Consider the following 21,604-nt stretch of genomic DNA (forward strand, 5'->3'; position numbering starts at 1 on the left):
GATCGCCACCCGCGGCTACTCCGCCTCCTGACGATCCGCACCAACCAGCAAAGGGCCCGACCCCACCACGGGGTCGGGCCCTTTCGGCGTCTCAGCCGCCGGAGTCGTCCAGCTCGGCACCGTCCGGCGGGGTGTCGTCGTCGCGGCTGGCCAGCCAGCCGTCGGGCAGGAAGACCTTGCCCGGGGAGTTGGTCCGGCCGCGCGGCTGGCCCAACGTCTCCACCGGGAACGGCACCGTCGGGTCGAGCTTGCCGAGCAGGTCGTCGAGCTGGGCCAGGCTGTCGATCATCGCCAGGGAGCGGCGCAGCTCGCTGCCGATCGGGAAGCCCTTGAGGTACCAGGCGACGTGCTTGCGGAAGTCGGTGCAGCCGTCCCGCTCGCCCCGGGCCGGGTTGCGGGCGCCCGCCACGAACTGGTCGACCAGCAGTTCGGCGTGCCGCCGCATGGTCACCGCCACCTCGCCGAGGCTGGGCAGCCGCCGCTCGGTACGCCCGTTGAACGCGGCCTCCAGGTCGGCGAAGAGCCACGGCCGGCCCAGGCAGCCGCGCCCGATCACCACCCCGTCGACGCCCGTGTGGGCGACCATCCGCAGCGCGTCGTCGGCCTCCCAGATGTCGCCGTTGCCGAGCACCGGCACGTCCAGCGCCTGCTTGAGGGTAGCGATGGCGTCCCAGTCGGCGGTGCCCGAGTAACGCTGCGCGGCCGTACGCCCGTGCAGGGCGACCGCCGCGACGCCGGCGTCCTGGGCGGCGAGCCCGGCCTCGACGTACGTCAGGTGGTCGTCGTCGATGCCCTTGCGCATCTTCACGGTGACCGGCACCCCGGCGGGCGACGCGGCGTCCACCGCTGCCTTGACCAGCCGGGCGAAGAGCCGGCGCCGCCACGGCAGGGCCGAGCCGCCGCCACGCCGGGTGACCTTCGGGACCGGGCAGCCGAAGTTGAGGTCGATGTGGTCGGCGAGGTCCCGCTCGACCACGATCCGCACGGCGGCGGCGGTGATCTCCGGGTCGGTGCCGTAGAGCTGGAGGCTGCGCGGCTGCTCCTCCGCCCCGAAGGCGATCATGCGCAGCGTCTTCGGGTTCCGCTCGACCAGCGCCCGGGTGGTGATCATCTCGCAGACGTAGATGCCGCCGCCCTGCTCCCGGCAGAGCCGCCGGAAGCCGACGTTGGTGATCCCCGCCATCGGCGCGAGCACGACCGGCGGCCACACCTGGTGCGGCCCGAGGGTCAGCGGACGCAGCGCGGGCAGGGTCGGGGCGGTCACCGGACAAGTGTACGGGGCCCCGACCGGCGCGGTCGGGGCCCCGTGACCAGCTCAGCAGCCGGGCAGGCGCTCGATCAGGTAGCGCTCGACCTGGTCCAGGGAGATCCGCTCCTGGGCCATGGTGTCCCGGTTCCGCACGGTCACCGCGTTGTCGTCCAGGGTGTCGAAGTCGACCGTGACGCAGAACGGCGTACCGATCTCGTCCTGGCGGCGGTAGCGGCGGCCGATGGCCTGCGAGTCGTCGAACTCGACCACCCAGCGCTTGCGCAGGTCGGCGGCGAGCTGCTTGGCCTTCGGCGAGAGCGCCTCGTTACGGGACAGCGGCAGCACCGCCACCTTCACCGGGGCCAGCCGCGGGTCGAACCGCATGACCGTGCGCTTGTCGACGCCGCCCTTGGTGTTCGGGGCCTCGTCCTCGTCGTACGCCTCGAGCAGGAACGCCAGCACCGCGCGGGTCAGGCCGGCGGCCGGCTCGATCACGTACGGCATCCAGCGCTCGCCCTTGGTCTGGTCGAAGTACGACAGGTCGACGCCGGAGTGCTTGCTGTGCGTCGACAGGTCGAAGTCGGTGCGGTTGGCGATGCCCTCCAGCTCGGCGAACTCGGTGCCGCCGAACTGGAACCGGTACTCGATGTCGACCGTGCGCTTCGAGTAGTGGGAGAGCTTCTCCTTGGGGTGCTCGTAGAAGCGCAGGTTGTCGGCGGAGAGGCCGAGGTCGAGGTACCAGTTCCAGCGCTCCTGGAGCCAGTACTCGTGCCACTTCTCGTCGGTGCCCGGCTCGACGAAGAACTCCATCTCCATCTGCTCGAACTCGCGGGTCCGGAAGATGAAGTTGCCCGGGGTGATCTCGTTGCGGAACGACTTGCCGGTCTGCGCGATGCCGAACGGCGGCTTCTTGCGGGCGACCGTCTCCACGTTCTTGTAGTTGACGAAGATGCCCTGGGCGGTCTCCGGGCGCAGGTAGTGCAGGCCCTCCTCGCTCTCCACCGGGCCCAGGTAGGTCTTCATCAGGCCGTTGAACATCTTCGGCTCGGTGAAGGTGCCCTTGTTGCCGCAGTTCGGGCAGTTGATCTCCGAGAGCGCGGTCGGCGGCCGGCCGTGCCGCGCCTCGAACGCCTCCTCCAGGTGGTCGGCGCGGAACCGCTTGTGGCAGGACTGGCACTCGGTCAGCGGGTCGACGAACTCGGCGATGTGGCCGCTGGCCTCCCACACCTGCCGGGCGAGGATGACCGCGGAGTCCAGGCCGACGACGTCGTCGCGCTGCTGGACCATGGTCTTCCACCACTGCCGGCGGACGTTCTCCTTGAGCTCCACGCCGAGCGGACCGTAGTCCCACGCCGATCTGGTGCCCCCGTAGATCTCGCTGGAGGGGAAGACGAAGCCTCGGCGCTTGGCGAGGCTGACGACGGCGTCGATACGGTCGGCTGGCATGTTTCCTCCTACGCCGGCTGGCGGTCGGCGGGGGCGATGTGTGGATGGAACCGGACGGTTCGGGACAACGGTACGACCACCGGTGTCCTGAGCCCAGCAGAATACCGGGGTCCGGTCAGCTCACCCCGCAGACCTCCATGCCGCCCGTCTGCTGGTCCGGCGCCAGCGTCACGGTCTGGGCCTCGCGCTTGCCGCCGGCCAGGGTGACGTCCACCGGCACGGTCAGCGTCTGGGTGTCGACCTTGCCCACCCGGTAGCCGGAGATCTGCGGCTCGGTGGCCACCCGCTGCTCGAACTCCTGCCGGGACTCCCGCCGCTGTGCGTCGTCGCAGAGCTGGTCGTACGCCTTGGACCAGTCCTTCTCGACGAGGGCCTGGTAGTAGTCGTCGGTGACCGCCCGGCCCTGCTCCGCGACGGCCTGCACGTTGCTCACCGCCAGCCCGACGACGGCCGCGCCGCCCCCGCCGCAGCAGAGCAGCACGGCGAGCGCGCCGACGCCGAGGCCGAGCCAGAGCCGGGACCGGCCGCCCTCGGTCGGCGGAGCGGCGAACGGCGGGGCGACCCCGGGGCCGGGGGGCGGCGCGGGGACGCCCGGCTCCACCAGCCCCCCGGGGTCCGGTGGGCCCGGCACCGCCGGCACGTCGGGCGGCTCGGGAGGCGGGGGTGGGGCGGCCGGGCCGGGTGCGGTCATACGCCAGAGGGTAGTGCCCCCGGACTCAGCGGTAAGGACCTGCGGCCCGATCACTGGCGACGACGACGATCTCGCCCTCCGGCGCGGCACTGGCGAGTGTCTCGTAGGCGGAGGGCTCGTCCACCGACTGGGCGAGCAGGGGAACCGCGGTGACCTTGACATCGAAGCCGCCGAGCGCCCGCCGGTACGCCCCGACCGACTCCCACTCGGTGAGCAGGCACCAGTGCGTGGGGTCGTCCAGGGCGCGCATCAGCTCACCGCGCAGGTAGCCGGGGCGGGCGGCGAGCGCGGCCAGCGCGGCGTGCGCCCGTTCAGTGAATTCGGGCGCCACCTCGGTGTCCACCACGAACCGGTTGGTGACCAGCACCGGCTTCCTCCTCGTAGAGTCTGTGGGATGCAGCGTACGCAGAGTCCCCTGCTGGCCCGGCTGGCCGGGCTCAACCCGACGACGGTGTTCCTGGCGACGCTGGTCCTGGTGCTGGTGGCGCTCTTCGCGCCCGGCCCGGTGGGCGGCGTGCTGTTGCTGTTGCTGGCCGGGCTGCTGGTGTGGCTGATGACGGTCACCTGGGCGGTGCAGCGGCCGGCCACCCGGGTGCTGCGGCTGGTGATGCTCACCCTGTTGATCACGGTCGCGCTGGCCAAGGTGCTCTGATCCGGGGCCGGCCCGCGCTGACATGCAATCATGCGTTTTTGACAATCAATTTCGTTATCGCGGACAGTTGACGACATGACCGTCCGACCTGCCCCGCGCGTCCTCGCCGTAGCCACCGCCGCCCTGCTCACCCTGGGCGGCGCCGCCGCCTGCTCGGACGGCGGCGGCGGGAGCGACCCGGGCCGCGTCGACGTGGTGGCCGCGTTCTACCCGCTCCAGTTCCTCGCCGAACGGATCGGCGGGGACGCCGTCACCGTCACCAACCTGGTCAAGCCCGGCGCGGAGCCGCACGACCTGGAACTCAACCCGCGCCAGGTCGGCCAGGTCAGCGACGCGGGGCTGGTCGTCTACCTCGCCGGCTTCCAGCCGGCGGTGGACGAGGCGGTCGAGCAGAACGCCGGCGGCCGGGCCTTCGACGTGGCCGGCGTCCAGCCGCTGCGCGACGCCGCGGAGGGCGGCCACCAGCACGAGGGCGAGTCCGGGCACGAGGAGGAGAGCGGCGGCAAGGACCCGCACGTCTGGCTCGACCCGACCCGGCTGGCCACCATCGGCGACCGGCTCGCCGAGCGGCTCGGCAAGGCCGACCCGGACCACGCCGCCGACTACACCGCCCGGGCGAAGACGCTCCACGCCGAGCTGGCGCGGCTCGACGCCGACCTCGCGCAGGGGCTGAAGACCTGCCAGCGGCGGGAGATCGTGACCAGCCACACCGCCTTCGGCTACCTGGCCGCCCGCTACCAGCTCGAACAGGTCGGCATCACGGGGCTCAGCCCGGAGGCGGAGCCCTCCCCGCAGCGCCTCGCCGAGGTGGCGACGGAGGCCCGGGAGCACGATGCCACCACGATCTTCTTCGAGACCCTGGTCAGCCCCAAGGTCGCCGAGACCGTGGCCCGCGAGGTGGGGGCGAAGACCGCCGTGCTCGACCCGATCGAGGGCCCGCCGGCCGAGGGCGACTACCTCTCGGCGATGCGGACCAACCTCCAGACCCTGCGTACCGCCTTGGACTGCTCATGACCGCACCCGTTCTCCAGGTCACGCACGCCGCCGTCGGCTACGACGCCCGGCCGGTGCTGCGGGACGTCTCACTCACCCTCACCACCGGCGAGGTGGTCGCCGTGCTCGGCGCCAACGGCTCCGGCAAGTCCACCCTGATCCGCGCCGTGCTGGGCCTGGTCCCGCTGAGCGGCGGGTCGGTCACCCTCTTCGGCACCCCGCAGCGCCGGTTCCGGCAGTGGCACCGGATCGGGTACGTCCCGCAGCGGCTCGGCGCCGGCAGCGGCGTACCGGCCACGGTGGGCGAGGTGGTGGCCTCGGGCCGGCTGGCCCGCCGGGGCGTGCTGCGCCCGCCGGGCCGGGCCGACCGCGAGGCGGTCGCCGCCGCGCTGCGCGCGGTCGGGCTCGCCGACCGGGCCGGCGACCCGGTGGCCACCCTCTCCGGCGGGCAGCAGCAGCGCACCCTGATCGCCCGCGCCCTCGCCGGCCAGCCGGAGCTGCTGGTGCTGGACGAGCCGACCGCCGGGGTGGACGCGGTCAGCCAGGAGGCGTTCGCCGTGGCGCTGCGCGGCTTCCTCGACGGTGGCGGAACGGTGCTGCTGGTCGCCCACGAGCTGGGCCCGCTGCGCCCGCTGATCAGCCGGGCGGTCGTGGTCCACCAGGGCGGCATCTGCCACGACGGCGCGGTGCCGGAGCCGGCCGGGCACCACGCGGATCCCGACCACGAGCACGTGCACCCGCACTGCGACGAGGAGCCCGCCGGGCTGTGGAGGAGCATCTGATGGACCTCTTCCAGTACGACTTCATGCTGCGTGCCCTGGTCGGCGCGCTGGTCATCGGGCTGGCCGCCCCGGCGCTCGGCATCTACCTGGTACAGCGCCGGCTGGCCCTGATCGGCGACGGCATCGGGCACGTGGCGCTCACCGGCGTCGGCGCGGGACTGCTGCTCAACCGCTCCCCCGTGCTGGTGGCGGTGATCGCGGCGACCCTCGGCGCGATCGTCATCGAGCTGGTCCGCTCGCGCGGGCGTACCTCCGGCGACCTGGCCCTGGCGCTGCTCTTCTACGGCGGCATCGCCGGCGGCGTGATGCTGGTCGGGCTCTCCGACGCCAGCAGCGGGTCGCTCAACGCGTACCTCTTCGGGTCGCTGACCACGACGTCGGCGGCCGACCTGACCACCATCCTGGTGCTCGGCGTGGCGATCCTGGTCACCATGCTGGTGCTGCGCCCGGCGCTCTTCGCGGTCTGCCACGACGAGGAGTACGCGCGGGTCTCCGGCCTGCCGGTCCGGGCGCTCAACCTGCTGCTGGCGGTGACCACCGCGGTGACCGTGACCATCGCCATGCGGGCCGTCGGGGTGCTGCTGATCAGCGCGCTGATGGTGGTCCCGGTGGCGACCGCGCAGCAGGTGACCCGGGGTTTCCGGGGCACCATGGCGGCGGCGATGGCGCTCGGGCTGTTCGCCGCCGGTGCGGGCGTGGTCGTGGCGGCCACCGCCGACACCGCGCCCGGCGCCTCGGTGGTGCTGCTGGCCATCGCCTCGTTCCTGGTGGTGGCGCTGGCCACCGCCGGCCGGCGGGCGCTGCGCCGGCGGTCCGGTCCGGTCGCCGTGCCGGTCCGCGAGGCGGTCGCGGAGCCGCCGGAGCACGAGGTCGCGCTCCGGTGAGCCGGCCCGGGCCGACCCAGTCGGCATTGGTTACCGTTACGGGATGACCGCCACGAACGGGTACGACGCCTTCGAGGGCGCGGGTGATCTGCTGCGCGCCCTCTCGGCGCCCATCCGGCTGGCGATCGTGAGCGAGCTGGCCGCGGGCGAACGCTGCGTACACGAACTGGTGGAGAAGCTCGGCGCCCCGCAGCCGCTGGTCTCCCAGCACCTGCGGGTGCTGCGCGGTGCGGGCGTGGTCCGCGGCTCCCGGCGGGGGCGCGAGATCGCGTACGCCCTGGTGGACGAGCACGTCGCGCACATCGTCGCGGACGCGGTCAGCCACGCCGGGGAGGGGCCGTCATGAGCGAGCGCAGCGTCGGCACGGGCCACTGCGGGGAGGTGGCGGCATGACCGAGGGGCCGCTGCGGAACACCCGGCAGCGGACCGCGGTGAGCGCGCTGCTGGCCGAGGTGGAGGGCTTCCACAGCGCGCAGGACCTGCACGCGATGCTGCGCCAGCGCGGCCAGCGGGTGGGCCTGACCACCGTCTACCGGACGCTGCAGGGGCTCGCCGACGCCGGCGAGATCGACGTGATGCGGCCGCCAGGCGGCGAGCACCTCTACCGGCGGTGCAGCGAGGGCCATCACCACCACCTGGTCTGCCGGGCCTGCGGGCGGACCGTGGAGGTGGCCGGGCCGGCGGTGGAGAGCTGGGCCGAGCGGGTCGCCGCCGAGCACGGGTACGCCGAGGTCAGCCACACCCTGGAGATCTTCGGCACCTGCCCCGGCTGCGTCCGCTGAAAACCTCGCCGTGCCGCCCCGGCCCGGTCGTGGCACGCTGTCCGGCGTGAAGATCTACGCTGATCGTTTCCCGACCGCCCTCCGTCAGCTCCTCACCGACCTGCTCGTGGTCGTCTGGGTGTACGCGTCGATCCGCTTCGCGCTCTGGCTGCACGACCTGGTCGAGAAGCTCGCCGTACCGGGGCGGAAGCTGGAGGGGGCCGGCGGCGGCCTCGCCGACAACCTGGCCGAGGCGGGCGGCAAGGTCGGCCGGGTGCCGCTGGTCGGCGACGAGTTGACCGCCCCCTTCACCAAGGCCGCCGACGCCGCCCGGGCGGTCGCCGAGGCGGGCCGCGACCAGCAGGAACTCGTCGGGCAGCTGGCCCTGGCGCTGAGCCTCGCGGTGCTGGTCTTCCCGCTCGGCCTGGTGCTCGTCGGCTGGCTGCCGCTGCGGGTGCGCTGGATGCGCCGGGCCGGCTCGGCGCAGGCCCTCGCCAGCGCCCCGGCCGGACGGGACCTGCTGGCGCTGCGCGCCCTGGCCGGCCAGCCGCTGGCGAAGCTGACCCGGATCGCGCCCGACGTGGCCGAGGCGTGGCGGCGCGGCGACGATGCGACGGTCGACGCGCTCGCCGCGCTGGAGCTGCGCAGACTTGGGCTGAAGGCCGGCCGCTAAGGTGTGGCGGTGCTGTACTTCCTGATCGTCGTCGCCGTCCTGCTGCTGATCTACGCGGGCGTCCTGGTGAGCTTCGTGCGCAAGGGCCGCAAGATCCCCCCGGCGGCGTACCTGGTGCTGGCCGCGCTGAACGGGCTGATCCTGGCCGGCGTGATCGCCTGGGCGGTCGCCCGCTCCTGACGCCGGTTAGGAGGGCCCCCTGCTATACCGGAGGCGTTAACAGGGGGCCCTCCTTTCACGCCGGCGGGATGCGGCGGCGGACGTCCTGGGTGGTGGACGGGCCCGGCTGCCAGCGGGCCACCCACGGCTTGTCCGCCGGCGGGGTGGCCACGCCCTCCTCCAGGGCGGCGTACCGGCCGGCGAGGATCCGCTTCGCGGCGGCCACGTCGACCGCGTCGGTGTTGGACCACAGGCCGGTGAACAGCTCGTCGATCCGCAGCCGGGCCTGCCGGCAGAACAGGTCGGCCAGCTCGACGTTCTCCGGGTGGGTGTCCCGCTCGGCGACGGCGCGGACGCAGACCGCCGACATCGCGAACAGCTCCGCACCGATGTCCACCACCCGGCCGAGGAACGCCTGCTTGCGCTCCATCTTCCCCTGCCACCGGGACATCGCGTAGAAGGTCGACCGGGCCAGCTTGCGGGAGGTCCGCTCGACGTGCCGCAGGTGCCCGGCGAGCGGGCCGAACTCGTGGTACGCCCCGGGCGCCTGGCCCCGCCCGACCGCCAGGGTGGGCAGCCACCTGGCGTAGAAGACGCCGGCCCGCGCGCCCGCCCTGGCCTTGCGGCCCAACCCGGCGTCCGGGTCGATGATGTCGCCGGCCACCGACAGGTGCGCGTCGACCGCCTCCCGGGCGATCAGCAGGTGCATGATCTCCGTGGAGCCCTCGAAGATCCGGTTGATCCGCAGGTCCCGCAGGATCTGCTCGGCGGCGGCCGGCCGCTCGCCCCGGGCGGCCAGGGAATCGGCCGTCTCGTAGCCCCGGCCGCCCCGGATCTGGATCAGCTCGTCGGCGATCTTCCAGGCCATCTCGCTGGCGTAGAGCTTGACCAGCGCGGCCTCGATCCGGATGTCGTTGCGGTCGTCGTCGGCGAGCAGGCAGCAGAGGTCGAGCATGCTCTCCATGCCGTACGTGGTGGCCGCGATGAAGGCCAGCTTCTTGGCGACCGCCTCGTGCTCGCCCACCGGCCGGCCCCACTGCACCCGGTCGGCGGCCCACTCCCGGGCCACGTTCAGCGACCACTTGCCGGCGCCGACGCACATGGCGGGCAGCGAGAGCCGCCCGGTGTTCAACGTGGTCAGCGCGATCTTCAGGCCCTTGCCCTCGCCGCCGATCACGTTCTCCTTCGGCACGAAGACGTCGTGGAAGCGGGTGAGGCTGTTCTCCAGGCCGCGCAGGCCGACGAAGGCGTTGCGCCGTTCGATCGTGATGCCCTCGCTGTCGCCCTCCACCACGAAGGCGGTGATGCCACCGCGCCGCCCCGCGCCGGCCGGCACCCGGGCCATCACCACGAGCAGGGTGGCGACCGTGCCGTTGGTGGCCCAGAGCTTCACCCCGTTGAGCCGGTAGCCGGTGCCGTCCTCGGTGGGCTCGGCGGTGGTGGCGAGCCGGGCCGGGTCGGAGCCGACGTCGGGCTCGGTGAGCAGGAACGCGGAGACCTCGCCGGCGGCCAGGCGGGGCAGGAAGCGCTGCTTCTGCTCGGCGGTGCCGAACATCTTCAACGGCTGCGGCACGCCGATCGACTGGTGCGCGGAGAGCAGCGCGCCGATGGCCGGGTTGACCGAGCCGGCCCGCATCAGGGCCCGGCAGTAGTGCAGGTTGCTCAGCCCGAGGCCGCCGTACCTGCGATCGATCTTCATGCCGAACGCGCCCAGCCGGGCCAGCCCGTGGAAGACCTCGTCCGGGATGCGGGCGTCCCGCTCGATCACCGCACCGTCCACCTCGGCGTCCAGGTACGCCCCGAACGCGTCGAGGAACTCCTCGGCCCGGGCGGCGTCCGCCGGGTCGGCGTGCGGCCACGGGTTGATCAGGTCCAGGCGGAACCGGCCGAGGAAGAGTTCCTTGCCGAAGCTGGGCCGGTCCCAGGATGCCTCCCGCGCCGCCTCGGCGACCTGGCGGGCCTCCTTCTCGGAGACCTGGCCGGCCTCGGTGGGCAACGGACCCGCCCCGCCCGCCTCGTCGATCGCGGCGGCGGTGCCGGCCGGCGGGTCGGTGTCGTCGATCGGGGCGACCCGGCCCGTGGGCCCGCCGGCGTTCGCGGGGTCGGGTCGGCTGTTCTGTGTCGTGGTCACGGCTGCCTCCTGGGGACCTTGGTCCGGCTGCGTCGACGTGCTCGACGAGAACGACGCTACTCCCGGGTGTTACCCAGCGGTAGCGTCGGTTGCACGTCCGATTTGGCACGGACCGCGCAGCTCAGTCGCCGGCCAGCACCTGCGGGTCGTCGTCCTCGTCGTCGATGTCGTCGTCGCCCCAGTTGCGGCGGGCGAACGGCAGGATCAGCCAGAACACCAGGAACCAGAGCGCGGTGAGCGCGCTGAGCACGAAGGCGATCGGCCGGCTCAGCACGAAGTCGGTGATCAGCAGGACCGCGCTGACCATCGACACGAGCATGAAGGCGAGGCCGCCGGTGGCCATCCGGTGGGAGAACCGGACCAGCTCCGGCTTGCGGCCCTGCCGGAACAGCGCCCGGTGGAAGGCGACCGGCGAGATGATCATCGCGGTGGCGGCGGCGGCGGACAGCAACGCGACGATGTAGACGTCCTTCTGGAAGTGCGTGACCCGGGTGAATCCGCTGCTGAACGGCAGGGTGAGCAGGAAGGCGAAGAGGATCTGCACGCCGGTCTGCGCGACCCGCAACTCCTGGAGCAGGTCCGCGAAGTTGCGTTGCCAGCGCTGCTTCTCGGATTCCTTGGACACGCGCTACCTCCGGGGACGACGGTACTGCCGGTGGGGGCCTCCCACCGGCAGTAGCGGCTGTGCCCGGTCCGCGCCGTCACGAAACCGGCTCGCGCTCAGGCCCCCCGGCGGATCCGGCCGGCGTACCGGGCCTCCAGTTCGGCGTTGTGCTCGTCGCCGCCGGTGATGTTGGCCGACAGGTAGACCGGGGGCCGCTCCCCCGCGGCGAGCAGCCGGGCCACCACCTCCGCCACGATCTGCTGGGCCAGCAGGGCGGCCGTGATCGAGGAGACCGCCCCCACCGCGCCGCCGCCGGGCAGCGGCAGGGTGGCGTCGCCGTACGGGGCGCCGTTGTCGAGCACCACGTCGGCGAAGTCGGCCAGCTTGCGCCCGGACGGGTGGCGCGAGGTCATCCGGGCCGAGTGCGCCGCCGAGGTGATCGCGACCAGGGCGTGCCCGCGCTCCTTGACGATCGCGGCGAACTCCACCATCGCGCCGTTCAACCCGGAGTTGGAGGCGAGCACGAAGACGTCCTGCGGCCGGACCGGGGCCAGCTCGTAGAGGCGGTGCGCCACCGCCGGGTCGCGTTCCAGCTTCGGACCGAGCACGTCGGCCGGTTCCCCGCCGTACAGGACCAGGTCGCGCAGGGCGATCCGGTTGGTGGGGACCAGCCCGCCGGCCCGCCCGGCGATCTCCATCGCCAGGGCCTCGGAGTGCCCCGTGCCGAACGCGTGCACCACGCCGTCGGCGCGCAGCGACTCGGCGATCAGGTCGGCCGCCCGGCCCACGTTGTCCCGCTGTCCGGCGGCCACCCGGCCGATCGTCTCGGTCACCACCGCCAGGTACGCCTCGGCACTCACGGTCATGCTTCCTCCGTCCGTCGGTTGCGGGCCAGCCAGTCCACCGCGAAGTCGACCGCCGCCCGCTGCCTCATCAACCGGCCCGTCCCGTCCCCGACCGGCCCGAGCCGCACCGCACCGGTGGCCTCCAGGTCCGCGCCGAGCCGGGCGAAGCCGTCGTCGTCCAGCCGTACGTCCTCCCACCACACCCACTCCCGGCCGCCCTCGGCGGTCAGCACGGCGGCGCCGCAGCGCTGCCGGGGCGGCGCGGGCTGCCGATACTCGGCCAGGTGCAGCGAGGTGTTGCAGCCGTGGTCGACGCCGAGCAGCAGCACGTCGGCGTCGAGGTCGTAGAGCCGGCCCAGCGGGGAGCCCTCGCCGAGCATGTCGGCCAGCGCGTGGCCGGCGACGATCCGGTCGGCGGCCGGCCCGAGCGCGGCGAAGGAGACCTGCGGGTGGTGGCTGCGCCGGGCGCCCGGCCAGGTGCGGACCAGCTCCGCCAGGGCGCCCATGAACCGGCTCGGGGTGACCGCCGGGTCGAAGCCGGGCAGCTCGGCCCGGATCACCGGCCACCACTGCGTCGGCACCGGCGGGTTGGTCCAGTCCGCCGGGTCGCTGTTGTCCGGGGTGTGGGTGGGCACCACGACCGTGCCTTCGGGGCCGAGCACGTCCCGCAGGGCGAGCAGCACCGCCTCCGGGCCGCCGCACAGGAAGCCGAGCCCCCGCAGGCCCGCGTGCACCAGGACGGTCCCGCCGGGGCGTACGCCGAGGTCGCGGAGCTGGGCGGCGAGCGACGCGCGGGTGTGCGGCCGGGCCGGCGCGGCGGTGGCGATCATCGGCCGACGCGGTCCAGGATCGCCTCGGCGAGCGGCGCGGGCGCCTCGTCGGGGATCCAGTGGGTGACGCCGGTGAGCGTGACGAAGCGGAAGTCGCCGGTCACGTGCGCGGCGCACGCCTCGGCGGCGGTCCGGCCGATCGCGACGTCCCGGTCGCTCCAGACGAAGGTGGTCGGCACGGTCACCGGCCCGACGGCCTTCATGTCCGCCCCGGTCATGGCCCGGTACCAGTTCAGGGCGGCGGTGAGCGCGCCGGGCTCGCGCATCGGGTCGGCGTACCGGGCCACCCGGGCGGTGTCGCCGACCCCGCCGAGCATCCGGCGCAGCGTCGCCGCGCGGAACGCCAGCAGCACCTTCTCCGCCTTGCCCGGCTTGCGGAACAGCGCGATGTAGGAGGAGCGGGCCTTCTGCTGCGGGTCGGTGGCGAGCGCGTGCCCCATGGCCGCCGGGTGCGGCACCGACACCGCGGTCAGGGTGCGGACCCGCTGCGGGTGCAGCGCCGCCAGACCCCAGGCCACGATCGCGCCCCAGTCGTGCCCGACCAGGTGTGCGGCCTTCACCCCCAGCGCGTCGAGCACGCCGGCGGCGTCCGCCACCAGCTCCGGGATCCGGTACGCCTCGACCGCCGCCGGCCGCGCGCCCGGCGAGTAGCCGCGCTGGTCCAGCGCGTACGTGCGCAGGCCGGCGGCGTGCAGCGCGGGCACCACCTCGTCCCACTCGCCACCGTGCTGCGGGAAGCCGTGCAGCAGCAGGACGGGTTCGCCGTCCTCCGGACCGCCGGTGCGTACCTCGAACGTGAGACCTCGCGCGTCGATCCGCATGATCGGCAGCCTACCCAGCCGGACCGGCCGCCGATCGCCCCGCTGGGCCGGGCACCGGGGTCGGTGCTAGCGTCTGCCGAGACAACTTCACATCCGACAGGGGAGCGCACAGCGCTGAGAGTGCGGGCCGGTGCCCGCAGACCCTCGAACCTGATCTGGGTAATGCCAGCGCAGGGAGTTCGGTCGACCTCCAGCCGCGCCGCCGTCCGGTGATTCCGGGCGCGGCGTGCGTCTTCTCCTGGTTCGTTCTTCTGGACTGGGAGCAATCATGGACAACCACAACCGGTGGCGCACCATCGACATCGTCGTCGCCTCGGTGCTCGGGGTGGCGTTCGGCGTCATCTTCTGGGCCTGGGGCCTGCTGTGGAACGGGCCGGCGGACGCCATCCCGCTGCCCGGCCGAGCCGTCCTGTACGGCGTCTGGCTGGTGCCGGCCGTGCTGGGCGCGCTGGTCGTCCGGAAGCCGGGCGCCGCGTTCTACACGCTCACCCTCGCCGCGCTGGTCTCCGTCGCGCTGGGCACCAGCTGGGGCTGGACCATCGTGGTGCAGGGTCCGCTGGAGGCGGCGGCCGGCGAGCTGGCCTTCGCGCTCTTCGCCTACCGGAACTTCCGGCTGCCGGTGGCGCTGCTGGCCGCGGCGCTGGCCGGGCTCGCCGCGTCGATCTACGACGTCTTCGTCTGGTACCCAGGCACCGCGTGGGGCAGTTTCCGCCTCCCCTACATCCTGCTCACCGCCGCGAGCTCGCTGGTGGTGGCCGGCCTGGGCAGCGTGGCCCTGACCCGCGCCCTGGCCAACACCGGCGTCCTCGACCGCTTCCCCGCCGGTCGCGAGCGCGCCGCCGTCTGACCGCCCACCTGCCCGCCACCTTGACCAAGGGGTTTGCGTCGGCCGAGGCGGGTTTCCCGACGCAAACTCCTTGATCAACAAAGCCGGGGCCGGAGGGAGGTGGAGTGGTGAGTGCGGTGAGCCTGCGCGGGTTCGGGTGGCGGCACGCCGGGCGTCGGCAGTGGGCCGTCCGCGGGGTGGACCTGCGGGTCGAGGCCGGGGAGCGGGTGCTGCTGCTCGGGCCGTCGGGCGCCGGCAAGAGCACCCTGCTGGCGGCGCTGGCCGGGCTGCTGCCCGAGGACTCCGGCGAGCAGGAGGGCACCGTCGAGATCGACGGGCTCGACCCCCGCAAGGCCCGGGAACGGGTCGGCATCGTATTCCAGGACCCGGAGACCCAGCTGGTGATGGCGCGCTCCGGCGACGACGTCGCGTTCGGGCTGGAGAACCGGGGCGTACCGGCCGAGGAGATCTGGCCCCGGGTGACGGAGGCGCTGCGCCGGGTCGGTTTCCCGTACCACCGGGACCGGCCCACCGCCGCGCTCTCCGGTGGTGAGCAGCAGCGCCTCGCGCTGGCCGGGGCGCTCGCGCTGCGGCCGGGGCTGCTGCTGCTCGACGAGCCCACCGCCAACCTCGACCCGGCCGGCGCCACCCTGGTCCGGCGGGCGGTCACCGACGCCCTCGACGCCGACACCACGCTGATCCTCGTCGAGCACCGGGTCGCTGAGGCGTTGCCGCTGGTCGACCGGGTGGTGGTGCTGGAGGCCGGCGGCGGGGTGCGGGCCGACGGGCCGCCCGGGACGGTCTTCGCCGTGCACGGCGACGCGCTCGCCGCGGCCGGGGTCTGGGTGCCCGGCCGCACCGTGCCGCCCCGACACGCCACCGCACCGCCCGGCGACCCGTTGCTCACCGCCGACCGGCTCGGCCTCCCGCCCCGGCTGGCCCCCACCGACCTTCGGGTACGCGCCGGCGAGGCGCTCGCCGTCCTCGGCCCGAACGGCGCCGGCAAGTCGACCCTGGCCCTGCTCCTCGGCGGCCTGCTCCGCCCGGGCACCGGTACGGTGACCGCCACCGAGGCGCTCGCCGGGCGGGACGCCCGTACGCCCCCGCACCGGTGGCGGGCACCCGCCCTGGCCCGGCGGATCGGCTCGGTCTTCCAGGACCCGGAGCACCAGTTCGTCACCGGCACGGTCCGCGACGAGCTGGCGCTCGGGCCGCGCCGTACCGGGCAGGACGAGCCGGCGGTACGGGCCACCGTGGACGGGCTGCTCGACCGGCTCGGCCTGGCCGGACTGGCCGGGGCCAACCCGTACACCCTCTCCGGGGGCGAGGCGCGGCGGCTGAGCGTGGCGACCGCCCTGGCCACCGCGCCCCGCCTGCTGATCTGCGACGAGCCCACCTTCGGCCAGGACCGGCGTACCTGGCTGGAGCTGGTCGACCTCTTCGCCGAGCTGCGCGACGCCGGCCACGGCGTCGTCGCCGTCACCCACGACCCGGACTTCGTCGCGGCGCTGGCGGACCGGACCGTCACCCTGACCCGCCCCGGAGCCGACGCGTGATCGGGGTGGAGCCGGTCGCCGTGCCGGGCGCGCCGCTGGCCCGCCGCAACCCGGTGGCGAAGCTGGCCGCCGCGCTGGTCTTCTCGTTCATCCTGATCGCGACCCTGGACCCGGTGGCCCCGGCGATCGCCATCGCGGTCGAACTGGCGGTGCTGCCGCTGTTCGGCGTGCGCTACGGCGTGCTGGCCCGGCGGGCCTGGCCGCTGCTGGCCAGCGCCGGCGGCATCCTGGTCACCCTGGTGCTCTTCGCCGCCGACCGGTCCGGTCCGGTGCTGGTCGAGGCCGGCCCGGTCGTGGTCACCCAGGGGGTGCTGGTCACCGCCCTGGGGCTGGTGCTGCGCATGCTCGCAGTGGCGCTGCCGGGGGTCATCGTCTTCGCCACCACGGACGCCACCGACCTGGCCGACGCACTGATCCAGAACGCGAAGGCGCCGGCCCGGTTCGCCATCGGCGCGCTGGCCGCGTTCCGGCTGGTGCCGCTGCTCGAACAGGAGTGGCGGATGATCAGCATGGCCCGGCGGGCCCGGGGCGTGGACGCCGGCGGCAACCCGGTGGCCCGGCTACGGCTCTTCGTGTCGACGGCGTTCGCCCTGCTGGTCGGGGCGATCCGCCGGGGCACCCGGCTGGCGGTCGCGATGGACGCCCGGGGCTTCGACGCCGGCATCCCGCGTACGGTCGCCCGGCGGCAGCGGTTCACCCGGGCGGACGGGCTGCTGGTCGTCGGGGCGGCCGTGCTGGCCGGCGCGGCGCTGACGGTGAGCGTGGTGCTGGGCACCTTCCGCCCGCTGATCGGCTGACCCGCGCTCGGATCGGTCGCCTCGACCGGGCGCCACCGGCCTCCCCCGGGCGACCACTGGCCGCCACCGGCCGCCACCGGCCGCCACCGGCCTCCGCTGGCGGGCCAGAGCGGAGCGGCACCGCCGGGCAGTCACCGGTGCGGGTGTGTCGCGGCCCGGTGGGCGTGCCCCCGGAAGCGATATGTCTCTGCGACATGAATATGTCGCAGAGACATATCGCTCAACGGCGGATCGCCTGTCCGGCTGGCAGCCCTTGACCGACAGCCCTCGGCAGGCACGCCGGACGACGCCGGATCGAGGGGCCCTGCCGCCCCCGGCGCGGGTCCGGTCAGCTGCGCCGGAACGCGTAGAACCGGGCCTGGCCGGCGCGCTGGCTGCGCCCGGCGAGGCGGGCGCCGCGCCCGGCCGGCGGGCCGGCCTTCGGCGGCGCGGGTGGCGTGGCACCGGCCGGCGTCGGCAGCGCCACCGAGCCGGCCACCGGCGCCACGGCGAGGGTGTCGAGATCCGTCGGGGTCACGTCCGCCAGGGACGGCGACGGCTTGCGGGACTTCTTCGGACTGCGCTTGGCGGGCATACGCGAACCTCCTGGCTGTCGGGGCGCGCCGGTTCCGGCGCGGCGAGCGGGCGAGCTCCGGTGGGTCCGACCACGACAGACACCGCGAGCGACGGCGGCGGGGAGGATGCGGACGCCCGGAGCAGGACGGGTCCACGGCGTACGGCGGTGGACCGGGCTCGGCGGAAGGGCGTCAGTTACGCATGCCAGCAGGCTAACCCGCCGCCCGCCCGCCCCGCACCCGATTTACTGGCACGATCGACGACATGCTGATCGCGTTCTCGATCACCCCGCTCGGCGTGGGTGAGTCTGTGGGCGACCTGGTCGCCGACGCCGTCCGGGTGGTCCGCGAATCCGGACTGCCCAACCGGACCGACGCCATGTTCACCACCGTCGAGGGCGAGTGGGACGAGGTGATGGCGGTGGTGAAGCGCGCCGTGGACACGGTCGCGGCGCAGGCGCCCCGGGTCAGCCTGGTGCTCAAGGCCGACCTCCGCCCCGGGGTCACCGACGCGATGACCGCCAAGGTCGCCCACGTCGAGGCCCGGCTGGCCGAGGGCACGGGCCCGACCGCCACGATGCCGCCCGTCCAGGAGTGACACCACGCTCACCCGCCGTCGACGTCCCCACCCGGGCCCGCGAAGACCGCGATACGGTCGCAGGACGGGCAACCGACGAGAGGTGGCGGTACGCATGGCACAGCAGGCGACGGCACAGATCGGGGTGACCGGTCTGGCGGTGATGGGCCGCAACCTGGCCCGGAACCTGGCCCGCAACGGGTTCACCGTGGCGGTGCACAACCGTTCGCCGGAACGCACCCGCAGCCTGGTCGCCGAGCACGGCGACGAGGGCGCCTTCGTGCCGTCCGAGTCGATGGCCGACTTCGTCGCCTCGCTGGAGCGCCCCCGCGCGGTGATCGTCATGGTGAAGGCCGGCGCCCCCACCGACGCGGTGATCGACGAGCTGATCCCCCTGCTGGAGGAGGGGGACATCGTGGTCGACTGCGGCAACGCGCACTTCGCCGACACCCGCCGCCGCGAGGAGGCGTTGCGCGGGCACGGGCTGCACTTCGTCGGCACCGGGGTGTCCGGCGGCGAGGAGGGCGCGCTGCACGGCCCGAGCATCATGCCGGGCGGCTCGGCGGAGTCCTACCGGAAGCTCGGCCCGATCTTCGAGAAGATCGCCGCGCAGGTGGAGGGCACGCCGTGCTGCCGGCACATCGGCCCGGACGGCGCCGGCCACTTCGTGAAGATGGTCCACAACGGCATCGAGTACGCCGACATGCAGCTCATCGCCGAGGCGTACGACCTGCTGCGGGCCGGGCTGTCGGCGAGCCCGGCGGAGATCGCGGAGATCTTCCGGGAGTGGAACGGCGGCGAGCTGGAGTCCTTCCTCATCGAGATCACCGCGGACGTGCTCGGGCACACCGACGCGGCGACCGGCCGGCCCTTCGTCGACGTGGTGCTCGACCAGGCGGAGCAGAAGGGCACCGGCCGCTGGACCGTGCAGAGCGCGCTGGACCTGGGCATCCCGATCACCGGCATCGCCGAGGCCACCTTCGCCCGGTCGCTGTCCGGGCACGCCGACCAGCGGGCCGCCGCCCGCCGCGCCTTCCCCGACGCGGGCGAGAAGTGGCACGTCGACGACCGGGAGACCTTCGTCGAGGACGTCCGGCGCGCGCTGCTGGCCAGCAAGATCGTCGCGTACGCGCAGGGCTTCGATCACATCCGCGCCGGCAGTCGGGAGTACGACTGGGGCATCGACCTGGGCGGCACCGCCACCATCTGGCGGGGCGGCTGCATCATCCGGGCCCGCTTCCTCGACCGGATCCGGGAGGCGTACGACGCCGAGCCGGAACTGGCCACGCTGCTGGTGGCCCCGTGGTTCGCCGAGCGGGTCAACGCCGGGGTGCCGGCCTGGCGCCGGGTGGTGGCCGACGCGGCCCGGGCGGGCGTGCCGACCCCGGCCTTCTCGTCGTCGCTGGCCTACTTCGACGCGCTCCGCGCCGAGCGGCTGCCGGCCGCGCTGATCCAGGGACTGCGGGACAACTTCGGCGCGCACACCTACCACCGGGTGGACCGGGACGGCACGTTCCACACGCGGTGGGCCGGAGACCGGTCCGAAGTGGAGGCGTGAGGCTCAGGCGAGGGTGGCGTGCATCTCCCAGACCAGGATCTCCGCCGGCTCGGTGGCGGCCACCCGCTGGCCCCCGGACATCGTGATCCGGGCCGCGTCCCCCTCGTCGAGGCGGCCGGTGCCCTCCAGGGTCACCGCACCGCTGGGGACGTAGAGGTGCAGGAAGGGCGCGTCCGGCAGGTTCACCTCGTCGCCGGGGGCGAGCCGGGCGGCGTGCAGGGTGGCGTACCGGTTGCGGATCCGGATCGCGGAAGCGCCGTCGTACCGGTCCATGCCGGAGGCGACCGGGATCAGGCCGCCGCGGAGCAACTCGTCGCCGATCTCCAACTGCTCGTAGCCCGGGTCGATCCCCTCCTCGTCCGGGAGCACCCACATCTGGACGAAGTGGACGGGGGCGTCGTGCGGGGCGCCGCCCTCCAGCCGCCAGGAGTCGTTCTTCTCCGAGTGCAGGATGCCGGTGCCGGCGCTCATCCGCTGGGCCAGCCCGGGATAGATGACCCCGGCGTGGCCGGTGGAGTCCTGGTGGACGAGGGAGCCGCGCAGCACCCAGGTGACGATCTCCATGTCCTGGTGCGGGTGGGTCTCGAAGCCGGTGCCCGGGTGCACCACGTCGTCGTTGTTGACCAGCAGCAGCCCGTGGTGGATGTTGGCCGGATCGTAGTGGCGGGAGAAGGAGAACGAGTGCCGGGAGTCGAGCCAGGAGAGCCGGGTCCGGAACCGGTCCCCGGCCCGGCGGACGTCCACCTGGGGAGTGGGGGCGATCGCCGTCACCAGGCACGCTGCCCGGTCTCGGCGGGCGCCCAGGTCAGCGCCGGTTCGCCGGTGGCCCCCAGCTCGGCGATCTCGCCGGAGCGTACGGCGGGCGCGTGACCCAGCTCGGCGCAGTGCTGCTCGGCGATCTCCGCGCAGATCTCGGCGACCTGCTCGCAGATCGGGCTGCCCAGGTCCGCCGCGTTCAACGCCATGATCATCTTGTACCGGAGATCGGCCATCCTCCACCCCCGTGGCCGGCGCGTCCCGGCGGCGCGCCCTGCGCCGATCGTACGCGCGGGCGCCCCGCTCCCGGCCGGAAAACCGGATGCGGGGCGCCCGCGGAGAAGGCCCGCCACGACGCTGCGACGGGCCGTGGAGCTCAGAAGAACCGACGGCGCTTGGCCTTCTGCGGCCGGAGCATGTCGGCGCCCTTGGCGAGCAGTCGGCTCACCCCGCTCGGGCCGCGACGGGCCTCCAGCGAGTGGCTGAGCCGGCGCGCGCCGGCCGCCGCCAGCGGCACGGCGACCGCCATGACCGCCCACTGCGCGATCCGCTTCTGAATCATGTGGTTCACCTCCGCGTTCGGCTGCTGTCCCGATTGGTACCCAGCGCCGCGCGTCGGTAAGCGTGCCCTCAGGCTCCCGGGGCCACCGGGTTGGGCAGCGCGCCGCCGAACCGCCGGTCCCGCTGCGCGTACAGCTCGCAGGCGTACCAGAGGTGGCGGCGGTCGAAGTCCGGCCACAGGGTGTCGAGGAAGACCAGCTCGGCGTACGCGCTCTGCCAGAGCAGGAAGTTCGAGGTGCGCTGCTCGCCGGAGGGGCGCAGGAAGAGGTCCACCTCGGGGACCTCCGGGTGGTAGAGGTACTTCTGGATGGTCTTCTCGGTGACCTTGCCCGGGTCGAGCTTCCCGGCCGCCACGTCGCGGGCGATCGCGGCGGCGGCGTCGGCGATCTCCGCCTGCCCGCCGTAGTTGACGCAGAACTGGAGGGTCAGCGTCGAGTTGCCCCGGGACATCTCCTCGGCGGTCTGCAGCTCGGAGATCACGCTCTTCCAGAGCCGCCCGGCCCGGCCGGACCAGACCACCCGGACGCCCAGGTCGACGAGCTGGTCCCGGCGGCGACGGATGACGTCCCGGTTGAAGCCCATCAGGAAGCGGACCTCGTCCGGCGAGCGCCGCCAGTTCTCGGTGGAGAAGGCGTACGCCGACAGGTAGGGGATGCCCAGCTCGATCGCGCCCTCGATGGTGTCGAAGAGGCTGTGCTCCCCCTGCTCGTGACCCTTGGTGCGGGGCAGGCCGCGCTCCTTGGCCCAGCGGCCGTTGCCGTCCATGACCACGGCGATGTGCTTCGGCAGCGCCTCGGCCGGCAGGGCCGGTGGCCGGGCACCCGACGGGTGCGGAGTCGGTGGCACCGGCTCGCGCCGGACGGCCCTCGTCGATCGGATCACTGAAGTCTTCTCCCTG

27 protein-coding genes and 1 riboswitch are annotated in these 21,604 nt (G+C 73.8%); of the genes, 13 read left to right on the plus strand and 14 right to left on the minus strand.

Annotation, left to right across the window (positions count from 1 at the left end; genetic code table 11):
* Window positions 1–91 precede the first annotated feature (91 nt).
* The 4 genes from dusB to ACGFI9_RS32805 form a co-directional block, all read right to left on the minus strand.
* Window positions 92–1,264 carry a tRNA dihydrouridine synthase DusB gene (dusB, locus tag ACGFI9_RS32790; protein ID WP_393184225.1) on the minus strand — a complete coding sequence of 391 codons (1,173 nt, stop codon included), beginning with the start codon at window positions 1,262–1,264 and terminating at the stop codon, window positions 92–94.
* A 51-nt stretch (window positions 1,265–1,315) separates the two neighbouring features.
* The gene (locus tag ACGFI9_RS32795; RefSeq protein WP_393184227.1) at window positions 1,316–2,695 is read right to left on the minus strand and encodes a glycine--tRNA ligase; all 1,380 of its coding nucleotides are present in this window, start codon (window positions 2,693–2,695) and stop codon (window positions 1,316–1,318) included.
* Between the two features lie 115 nt (window positions 2,696–2,810).
* Window positions 2,811–3,386 carry a hypothetical protein gene (locus tag ACGFI9_RS32800; RefSeq protein ID WP_393184229.1) on the minus strand — a complete coding sequence of 192 codons (576 nt, stop codon included), beginning with the start codon at window positions 3,384–3,386 and terminating at the stop codon, window positions 2,811–2,813.
* A 25-nt stretch (window positions 3,387–3,411) separates the two neighbouring features.
* Entirely contained in the window at window positions 3,412–3,753 is a 342-nt protein-coding gene (locus tag ACGFI9_RS32805; protein ID WP_393184231.1) for an antibiotic biosynthesis monooxygenase family protein, read from the minus strand.
* A gap of 27 nt (window positions 3,754–3,780) precedes the next feature.
* On the opposite strand from ACGFI9_RS32805, the gene ACGFI9_RS32810 reads away from it, so the two are divergent.
* The 8 genes from ACGFI9_RS32810 (at window position 3,781) to ACGFI9_RS32845 (ending at window position 8,311) form a co-directional block, all read left to right on the plus strand.
* A complete protein-coding gene (locus ACGFI9_RS32810; protein WP_393184233.1) occupies window positions 3,781–4,038 on the plus strand; it encodes a DUF6703 family protein in 258 nt (85 codons plus the stop codon).
* A 75-nt stretch (window positions 4,039–4,113) separates the two neighbouring features.
* Window positions 4,114–5,052: a metal ABC transporter substrate-binding protein gene (locus ACGFI9_RS32815; protein WP_393184235.1), complete on the plus strand. Its 939-nt coding sequence runs from the start codon at window positions 4,114–4,116 to the stop codon at window positions 5,050–5,052.
* A complete protein-coding gene (locus tag ACGFI9_RS32820) occupies window positions 5,049–5,813 on the plus strand; it encodes a metal ABC transporter ATP-binding protein (RefSeq protein WP_393184237.1) in 765 nt (254 codons plus the stop codon). Before ACGFI9_RS32815 ends, ACGFI9_RS32820 begins: the two co-directional genes overlap by 4 nt.
* The gene (locus ACGFI9_RS32825; RefSeq protein ID WP_393184239.1) at window positions 5,813–6,697 is read left to right on the plus strand and encodes a metal ABC transporter permease; all 885 of its coding nucleotides are present in this window, start codon (window positions 5,813–5,815) and stop codon (window positions 6,695–6,697) included. The genes ACGFI9_RS32820 and ACGFI9_RS32825 overlap by 1 nt, the downstream gene beginning before the upstream one ends.
* A 43-nt stretch (window positions 6,698–6,740) precedes the next feature.
* Window positions 6,741–7,043 (plus strand): ArsR/SmtB family transcription factor, encoded by a 303-nt coding sequence (locus ACGFI9_RS32830; protein WP_393184241.1) that lies wholly within the window; start codon window positions 6,741–6,743, stop codon window positions 7,041–7,043.
* A 43-nt stretch (window positions 7,044–7,086) separates the two neighbouring features.
* Window positions 7,087–7,479, plus strand: coding sequence for a Fur family transcriptional regulator (locus ACGFI9_RS32835; RefSeq protein ID WP_393184243.1), 393 nt, complete (start codon window positions 7,087–7,089; stop codon window positions 7,477–7,479).
* A gap of 46 nt (window positions 7,480–7,525) precedes the next feature.
* Window positions 7,526–8,131, plus strand: a complete 606-nt coding sequence (locus ACGFI9_RS32840) for a hypothetical protein (RefSeq protein ID WP_393184245.1) — start codon at window positions 7,526–7,528, stop codon at window positions 8,129–8,131.
* Window positions 8,132–8,140: 9 nt separating this feature from the next.
* Window positions 8,141–8,311 carry a hypothetical protein gene (locus ACGFI9_RS32845; RefSeq protein WP_393184247.1) on the plus strand — a complete coding sequence of 57 codons (171 nt, stop codon included), beginning with the start codon at window positions 8,141–8,143 and terminating at the stop codon, window positions 8,309–8,311.
* A gap of 55 nt (window positions 8,312–8,366) precedes the next feature.
* Here the strand turns inward: ACGFI9_RS32845 and ACGFI9_RS32850 are convergent, their stop codons facing one another.
* The 5 genes from ACGFI9_RS32850 to ACGFI9_RS32870 all read right to left on the minus strand — a co-directional run bounded on the left by ACGFI9_RS32850 (window position 8,367) and on the right by ACGFI9_RS32870 (window position 13,521).
* Window positions 8,367–10,421, minus strand: coding sequence for an acyl-CoA dehydrogenase family protein (locus ACGFI9_RS32850; RefSeq protein ID WP_393184248.1), 2,055 nt, complete (start codon window positions 10,419–10,421; stop codon window positions 8,367–8,369).
* Window positions 10,422–10,542: 121 nt separating this feature from the next.
* A complete protein-coding gene (locus tag ACGFI9_RS32855; RefSeq protein ID WP_393184249.1) occupies window positions 10,543–11,046 on the minus strand; it encodes a DUF6328 family protein in 504 nt (167 codons plus the stop codon).
* 95 nt (window positions 11,047–11,141) lie between these two features.
* Complete coding sequence (locus tag ACGFI9_RS32860) at window positions 11,142–11,891, minus strand: sugar isomerase domain-containing protein (RefSeq protein WP_393184251.1); 750 nt, start codon at window positions 11,889–11,891, stop codon at window positions 11,142–11,144.
* Entirely contained in the window at window positions 11,888–12,700 is an 813-nt protein-coding gene (locus ACGFI9_RS32865; RefSeq protein WP_393184252.1) for an aminoglycoside N(3)-acetyltransferase, read from the minus strand. The genes ACGFI9_RS32860 and ACGFI9_RS32865 overlap by 4 nt, the downstream gene beginning before the upstream one ends.
* Entirely contained in the window at window positions 12,697–13,521 is an 825-nt protein-coding gene (locus ACGFI9_RS32870; protein ID WP_393184254.1) for an alpha/beta fold hydrolase, read from the minus strand. The genes ACGFI9_RS32865 and ACGFI9_RS32870 overlap by 4 nt, the downstream gene beginning before the upstream one ends.
* 88 nt (window positions 13,522–13,609) lie before the next feature.
* Window positions 13,610–13,716: riboswitch (TPP riboswitch) on the plus strand.
* A 73-nt stretch (window positions 13,717–13,789) separates the two neighbouring features.
* On the opposite strand from ACGFI9_RS32870, the gene ACGFI9_RS32875 reads away from it, so the two are divergent.
* From ACGFI9_RS32875 to ACGFI9_RS32885, 3 genes are all read left to right on the plus strand, one after another.
* Window positions 13,790–14,368 (plus strand): ECF transporter S component, encoded by a 579-nt coding sequence (locus ACGFI9_RS32875; RefSeq protein ID WP_393184256.1) that lies wholly within the window; start codon window positions 13,790–13,792, stop codon window positions 14,366–14,368.
* 107 nt (window positions 14,369–14,475) lie between these two features.
* The gene (locus tag ACGFI9_RS32880) at window positions 14,476–15,903 is read left to right on the plus strand and encodes an ABC transporter ATP-binding protein (RefSeq protein ID WP_393184258.1); all 1,428 of its coding nucleotides are present in this window, start codon (window positions 14,476–14,478) and stop codon (window positions 15,901–15,903) included.
* Window positions 15,900–16,700, plus strand: a complete 801-nt coding sequence (locus tag ACGFI9_RS32885) for an energy-coupling factor transporter transmembrane component T family protein (RefSeq protein ID WP_393184259.1) — start codon at window positions 15,900–15,902, stop codon at window positions 16,698–16,700. Before ACGFI9_RS32880 ends, ACGFI9_RS32885 begins: the two co-directional genes overlap by 4 nt.
* Before the next feature lie 328 nt (window positions 16,701–17,028).
* Here ACGFI9_RS32885 and ACGFI9_RS32890 read toward each other — a convergent pair whose 3' ends face one another.
* Entirely contained in the window at window positions 17,029–17,274 is a 246-nt protein-coding gene (locus ACGFI9_RS32890; RefSeq protein ID WP_393184261.1) for a hypothetical protein, read from the minus strand.
* Between the two features lie 245 nt (window positions 17,275–17,519).
* Here ACGFI9_RS32890 and ACGFI9_RS32895 point away from each other — a divergent pair, with 245 nt between their 5' ends.
* Window positions 17,520–17,852 (plus strand): MTH1187 family thiamine-binding protein, encoded by a 333-nt coding sequence (locus ACGFI9_RS32895; protein WP_393184263.1) that lies wholly within the window; start codon window positions 17,520–17,522, stop codon window positions 17,850–17,852.
* 94 nt (window positions 17,853–17,946) lie between these two features.
* Window positions 17,947–19,389 carry an NADP-dependent phosphogluconate dehydrogenase gene (gene gndA / locus ACGFI9_RS32900; RefSeq protein ID WP_393184265.1) on the plus strand — a complete coding sequence of 481 codons (1,443 nt, stop codon included), beginning with the start codon at window positions 17,947–17,949 and terminating at the stop codon, window positions 19,387–19,389.
* A 3-nt stretch (window positions 19,390–19,392) separates the two neighbouring features.
* Here gndA and ACGFI9_RS32905 read toward each other — a convergent pair whose 3' ends face one another.
* The 4 genes from ACGFI9_RS32905 to ACGFI9_RS32920 form a co-directional block, all read right to left on the minus strand.
* Complete coding sequence (locus tag ACGFI9_RS32905) at window positions 19,393–20,160, minus strand: pirin family protein (RefSeq protein WP_393184267.1); 768 nt, start codon at window positions 20,158–20,160, stop codon at window positions 19,393–19,395.
* Entirely contained in the window at window positions 20,157–20,381 is a 225-nt protein-coding gene (locus tag ACGFI9_RS32910; RefSeq protein ID WP_393184269.1) for a thioredoxin reductase, read from the minus strand. The genes ACGFI9_RS32905 and ACGFI9_RS32910 overlap by 4 nt, the downstream gene beginning before the upstream one ends.
* Before the next feature lie 140 nt (window positions 20,382–20,521).
* Window positions 20,522–20,707, minus strand: a complete 186-nt coding sequence (locus ACGFI9_RS32915) for a hypothetical protein (protein WP_393184271.1) — start codon at window positions 20,705–20,707, stop codon at window positions 20,522–20,524.
* A gap of 68 nt (window positions 20,708–20,775) precedes the next feature.
* The gene (locus ACGFI9_RS32920; protein WP_393184396.1) at window positions 20,776–21,552 is read right to left on the minus strand and encodes an isoprenyl transferase; all 777 of its coding nucleotides are present in this window, start codon (window positions 21,550–21,552) and stop codon (window positions 20,776–20,778) included.
* Window positions 21,553–21,604 lie beyond the last annotated feature (52 nt).

Source organism: Micromonospora sp. NPDC048930, assembly GCF_043197935.1.
In the GTDB taxonomy this organism is placed as follows: domain Bacteria; phylum Actinomycetota; class Actinomycetes; order Mycobacteriales; family Micromonosporaceae; genus Micromonospora.

Coding starts and splice junctions, on each gene's coding strand:
- ACGFI9_RS32795 (WP_393184227.1), bottom strand. CDS start 2,695: ATGCCAGCCGACCGTATCGACGCCGTCGTCAGCCTCGCCAAGCGCCGA.
- ACGFI9_RS32800 (WP_393184229.1), bottom strand. CDS start 3,386: ATGACCGCACCCGGCCCGGCCGCCCCACCCCCGCCTCCCGAGCCGCCC.
- ACGFI9_RS32810 (WP_393184233.1), top strand. CDS start 3,781: ATGCAGCGTACGCAGAGTCCCCTGCTGGCCCGGCTGGCCGGGCTCAAC.
- ACGFI9_RS32815 (WP_393184235.1), top strand. CDS start 4,114: ATGACCGTCCGACCTGCCCCGCGCGTCCTCGCCGTAGCCACCGCCGCC.
- ACGFI9_RS32820 (WP_393184237.1), top strand. CDS start 5,049: ATGACCGCACCCGTTCTCCAGGTCACGCACGCCGCCGTCGGCTACGAC.
- ACGFI9_RS32825 (WP_393184239.1), top strand. CDS start 5,813: ATGGACCTCTTCCAGTACGACTTCATGCTGCGTGCCCTGGTCGGCGCG.
- ACGFI9_RS32830 (WP_393184241.1), top strand. CDS start 6,741: ATGACCGCCACGAACGGGTACGACGCCTTCGAGGGCGCGGGTGATCTG.
- ACGFI9_RS32835 (WP_393184243.1), top strand. CDS start 7,087: ATGACCGAGGGGCCGCTGCGGAACACCCGGCAGCGGACCGCGGTGAGC.
- ACGFI9_RS32860 (WP_393184251.1), bottom strand. CDS start 11,891: ATGACCGTGAGTGCCGAGGCGTACCTGGCGGTGGTGACCGAGACGATC.
- ACGFI9_RS32865 (WP_393184252.1), bottom strand. CDS start 12,700: ATGATCGCCACCGCCGCGCCGGCCCGGCCGCACACCCGCGCGTCGCTC.
- ACGFI9_RS32870 (WP_393184254.1), bottom strand. CDS start 13,521: ATGCGGATCGACGCGCGAGGTCTCACGTTCGAGGTACGCACCGGCGGT.
- ACGFI9_RS32875 (WP_393184256.1), top strand. CDS start 13,790: ATGGACAACCACAACCGGTGGCGCACCATCGACATCGTCGTCGCCTCG.
- ACGFI9_RS32890 (WP_393184261.1), bottom strand. CDS start 17,274: ATGCCCGCCAAGCGCAGTCCGAAGAAGTCCCGCAAGCCGTCGCCGTCC.
- ACGFI9_RS32895 (WP_393184263.1), top strand. CDS start 17,520: ATGCTGATCGCGTTCTCGATCACCCCGCTCGGCGTGGGTGAGTCTGTG.
- gndA (WP_393184265.1), top strand. CDS start 17,947: ATGGCACAGCAGGCGACGGCACAGATCGGGGTGACCGGTCTGGCGGTG.
- ACGFI9_RS32910 (WP_393184269.1), bottom strand. CDS start 20,381: ATGGCCGATCTCCGGTACAAGATGATCATGGCGTTGAACGCGGCGGAC.
- ACGFI9_RS32915 (WP_393184271.1), bottom strand. CDS start 20,707: ATGATTCAGAAGCGGATCGCGCAGTGGGCGGTCATGGCGGTCGCCGTG.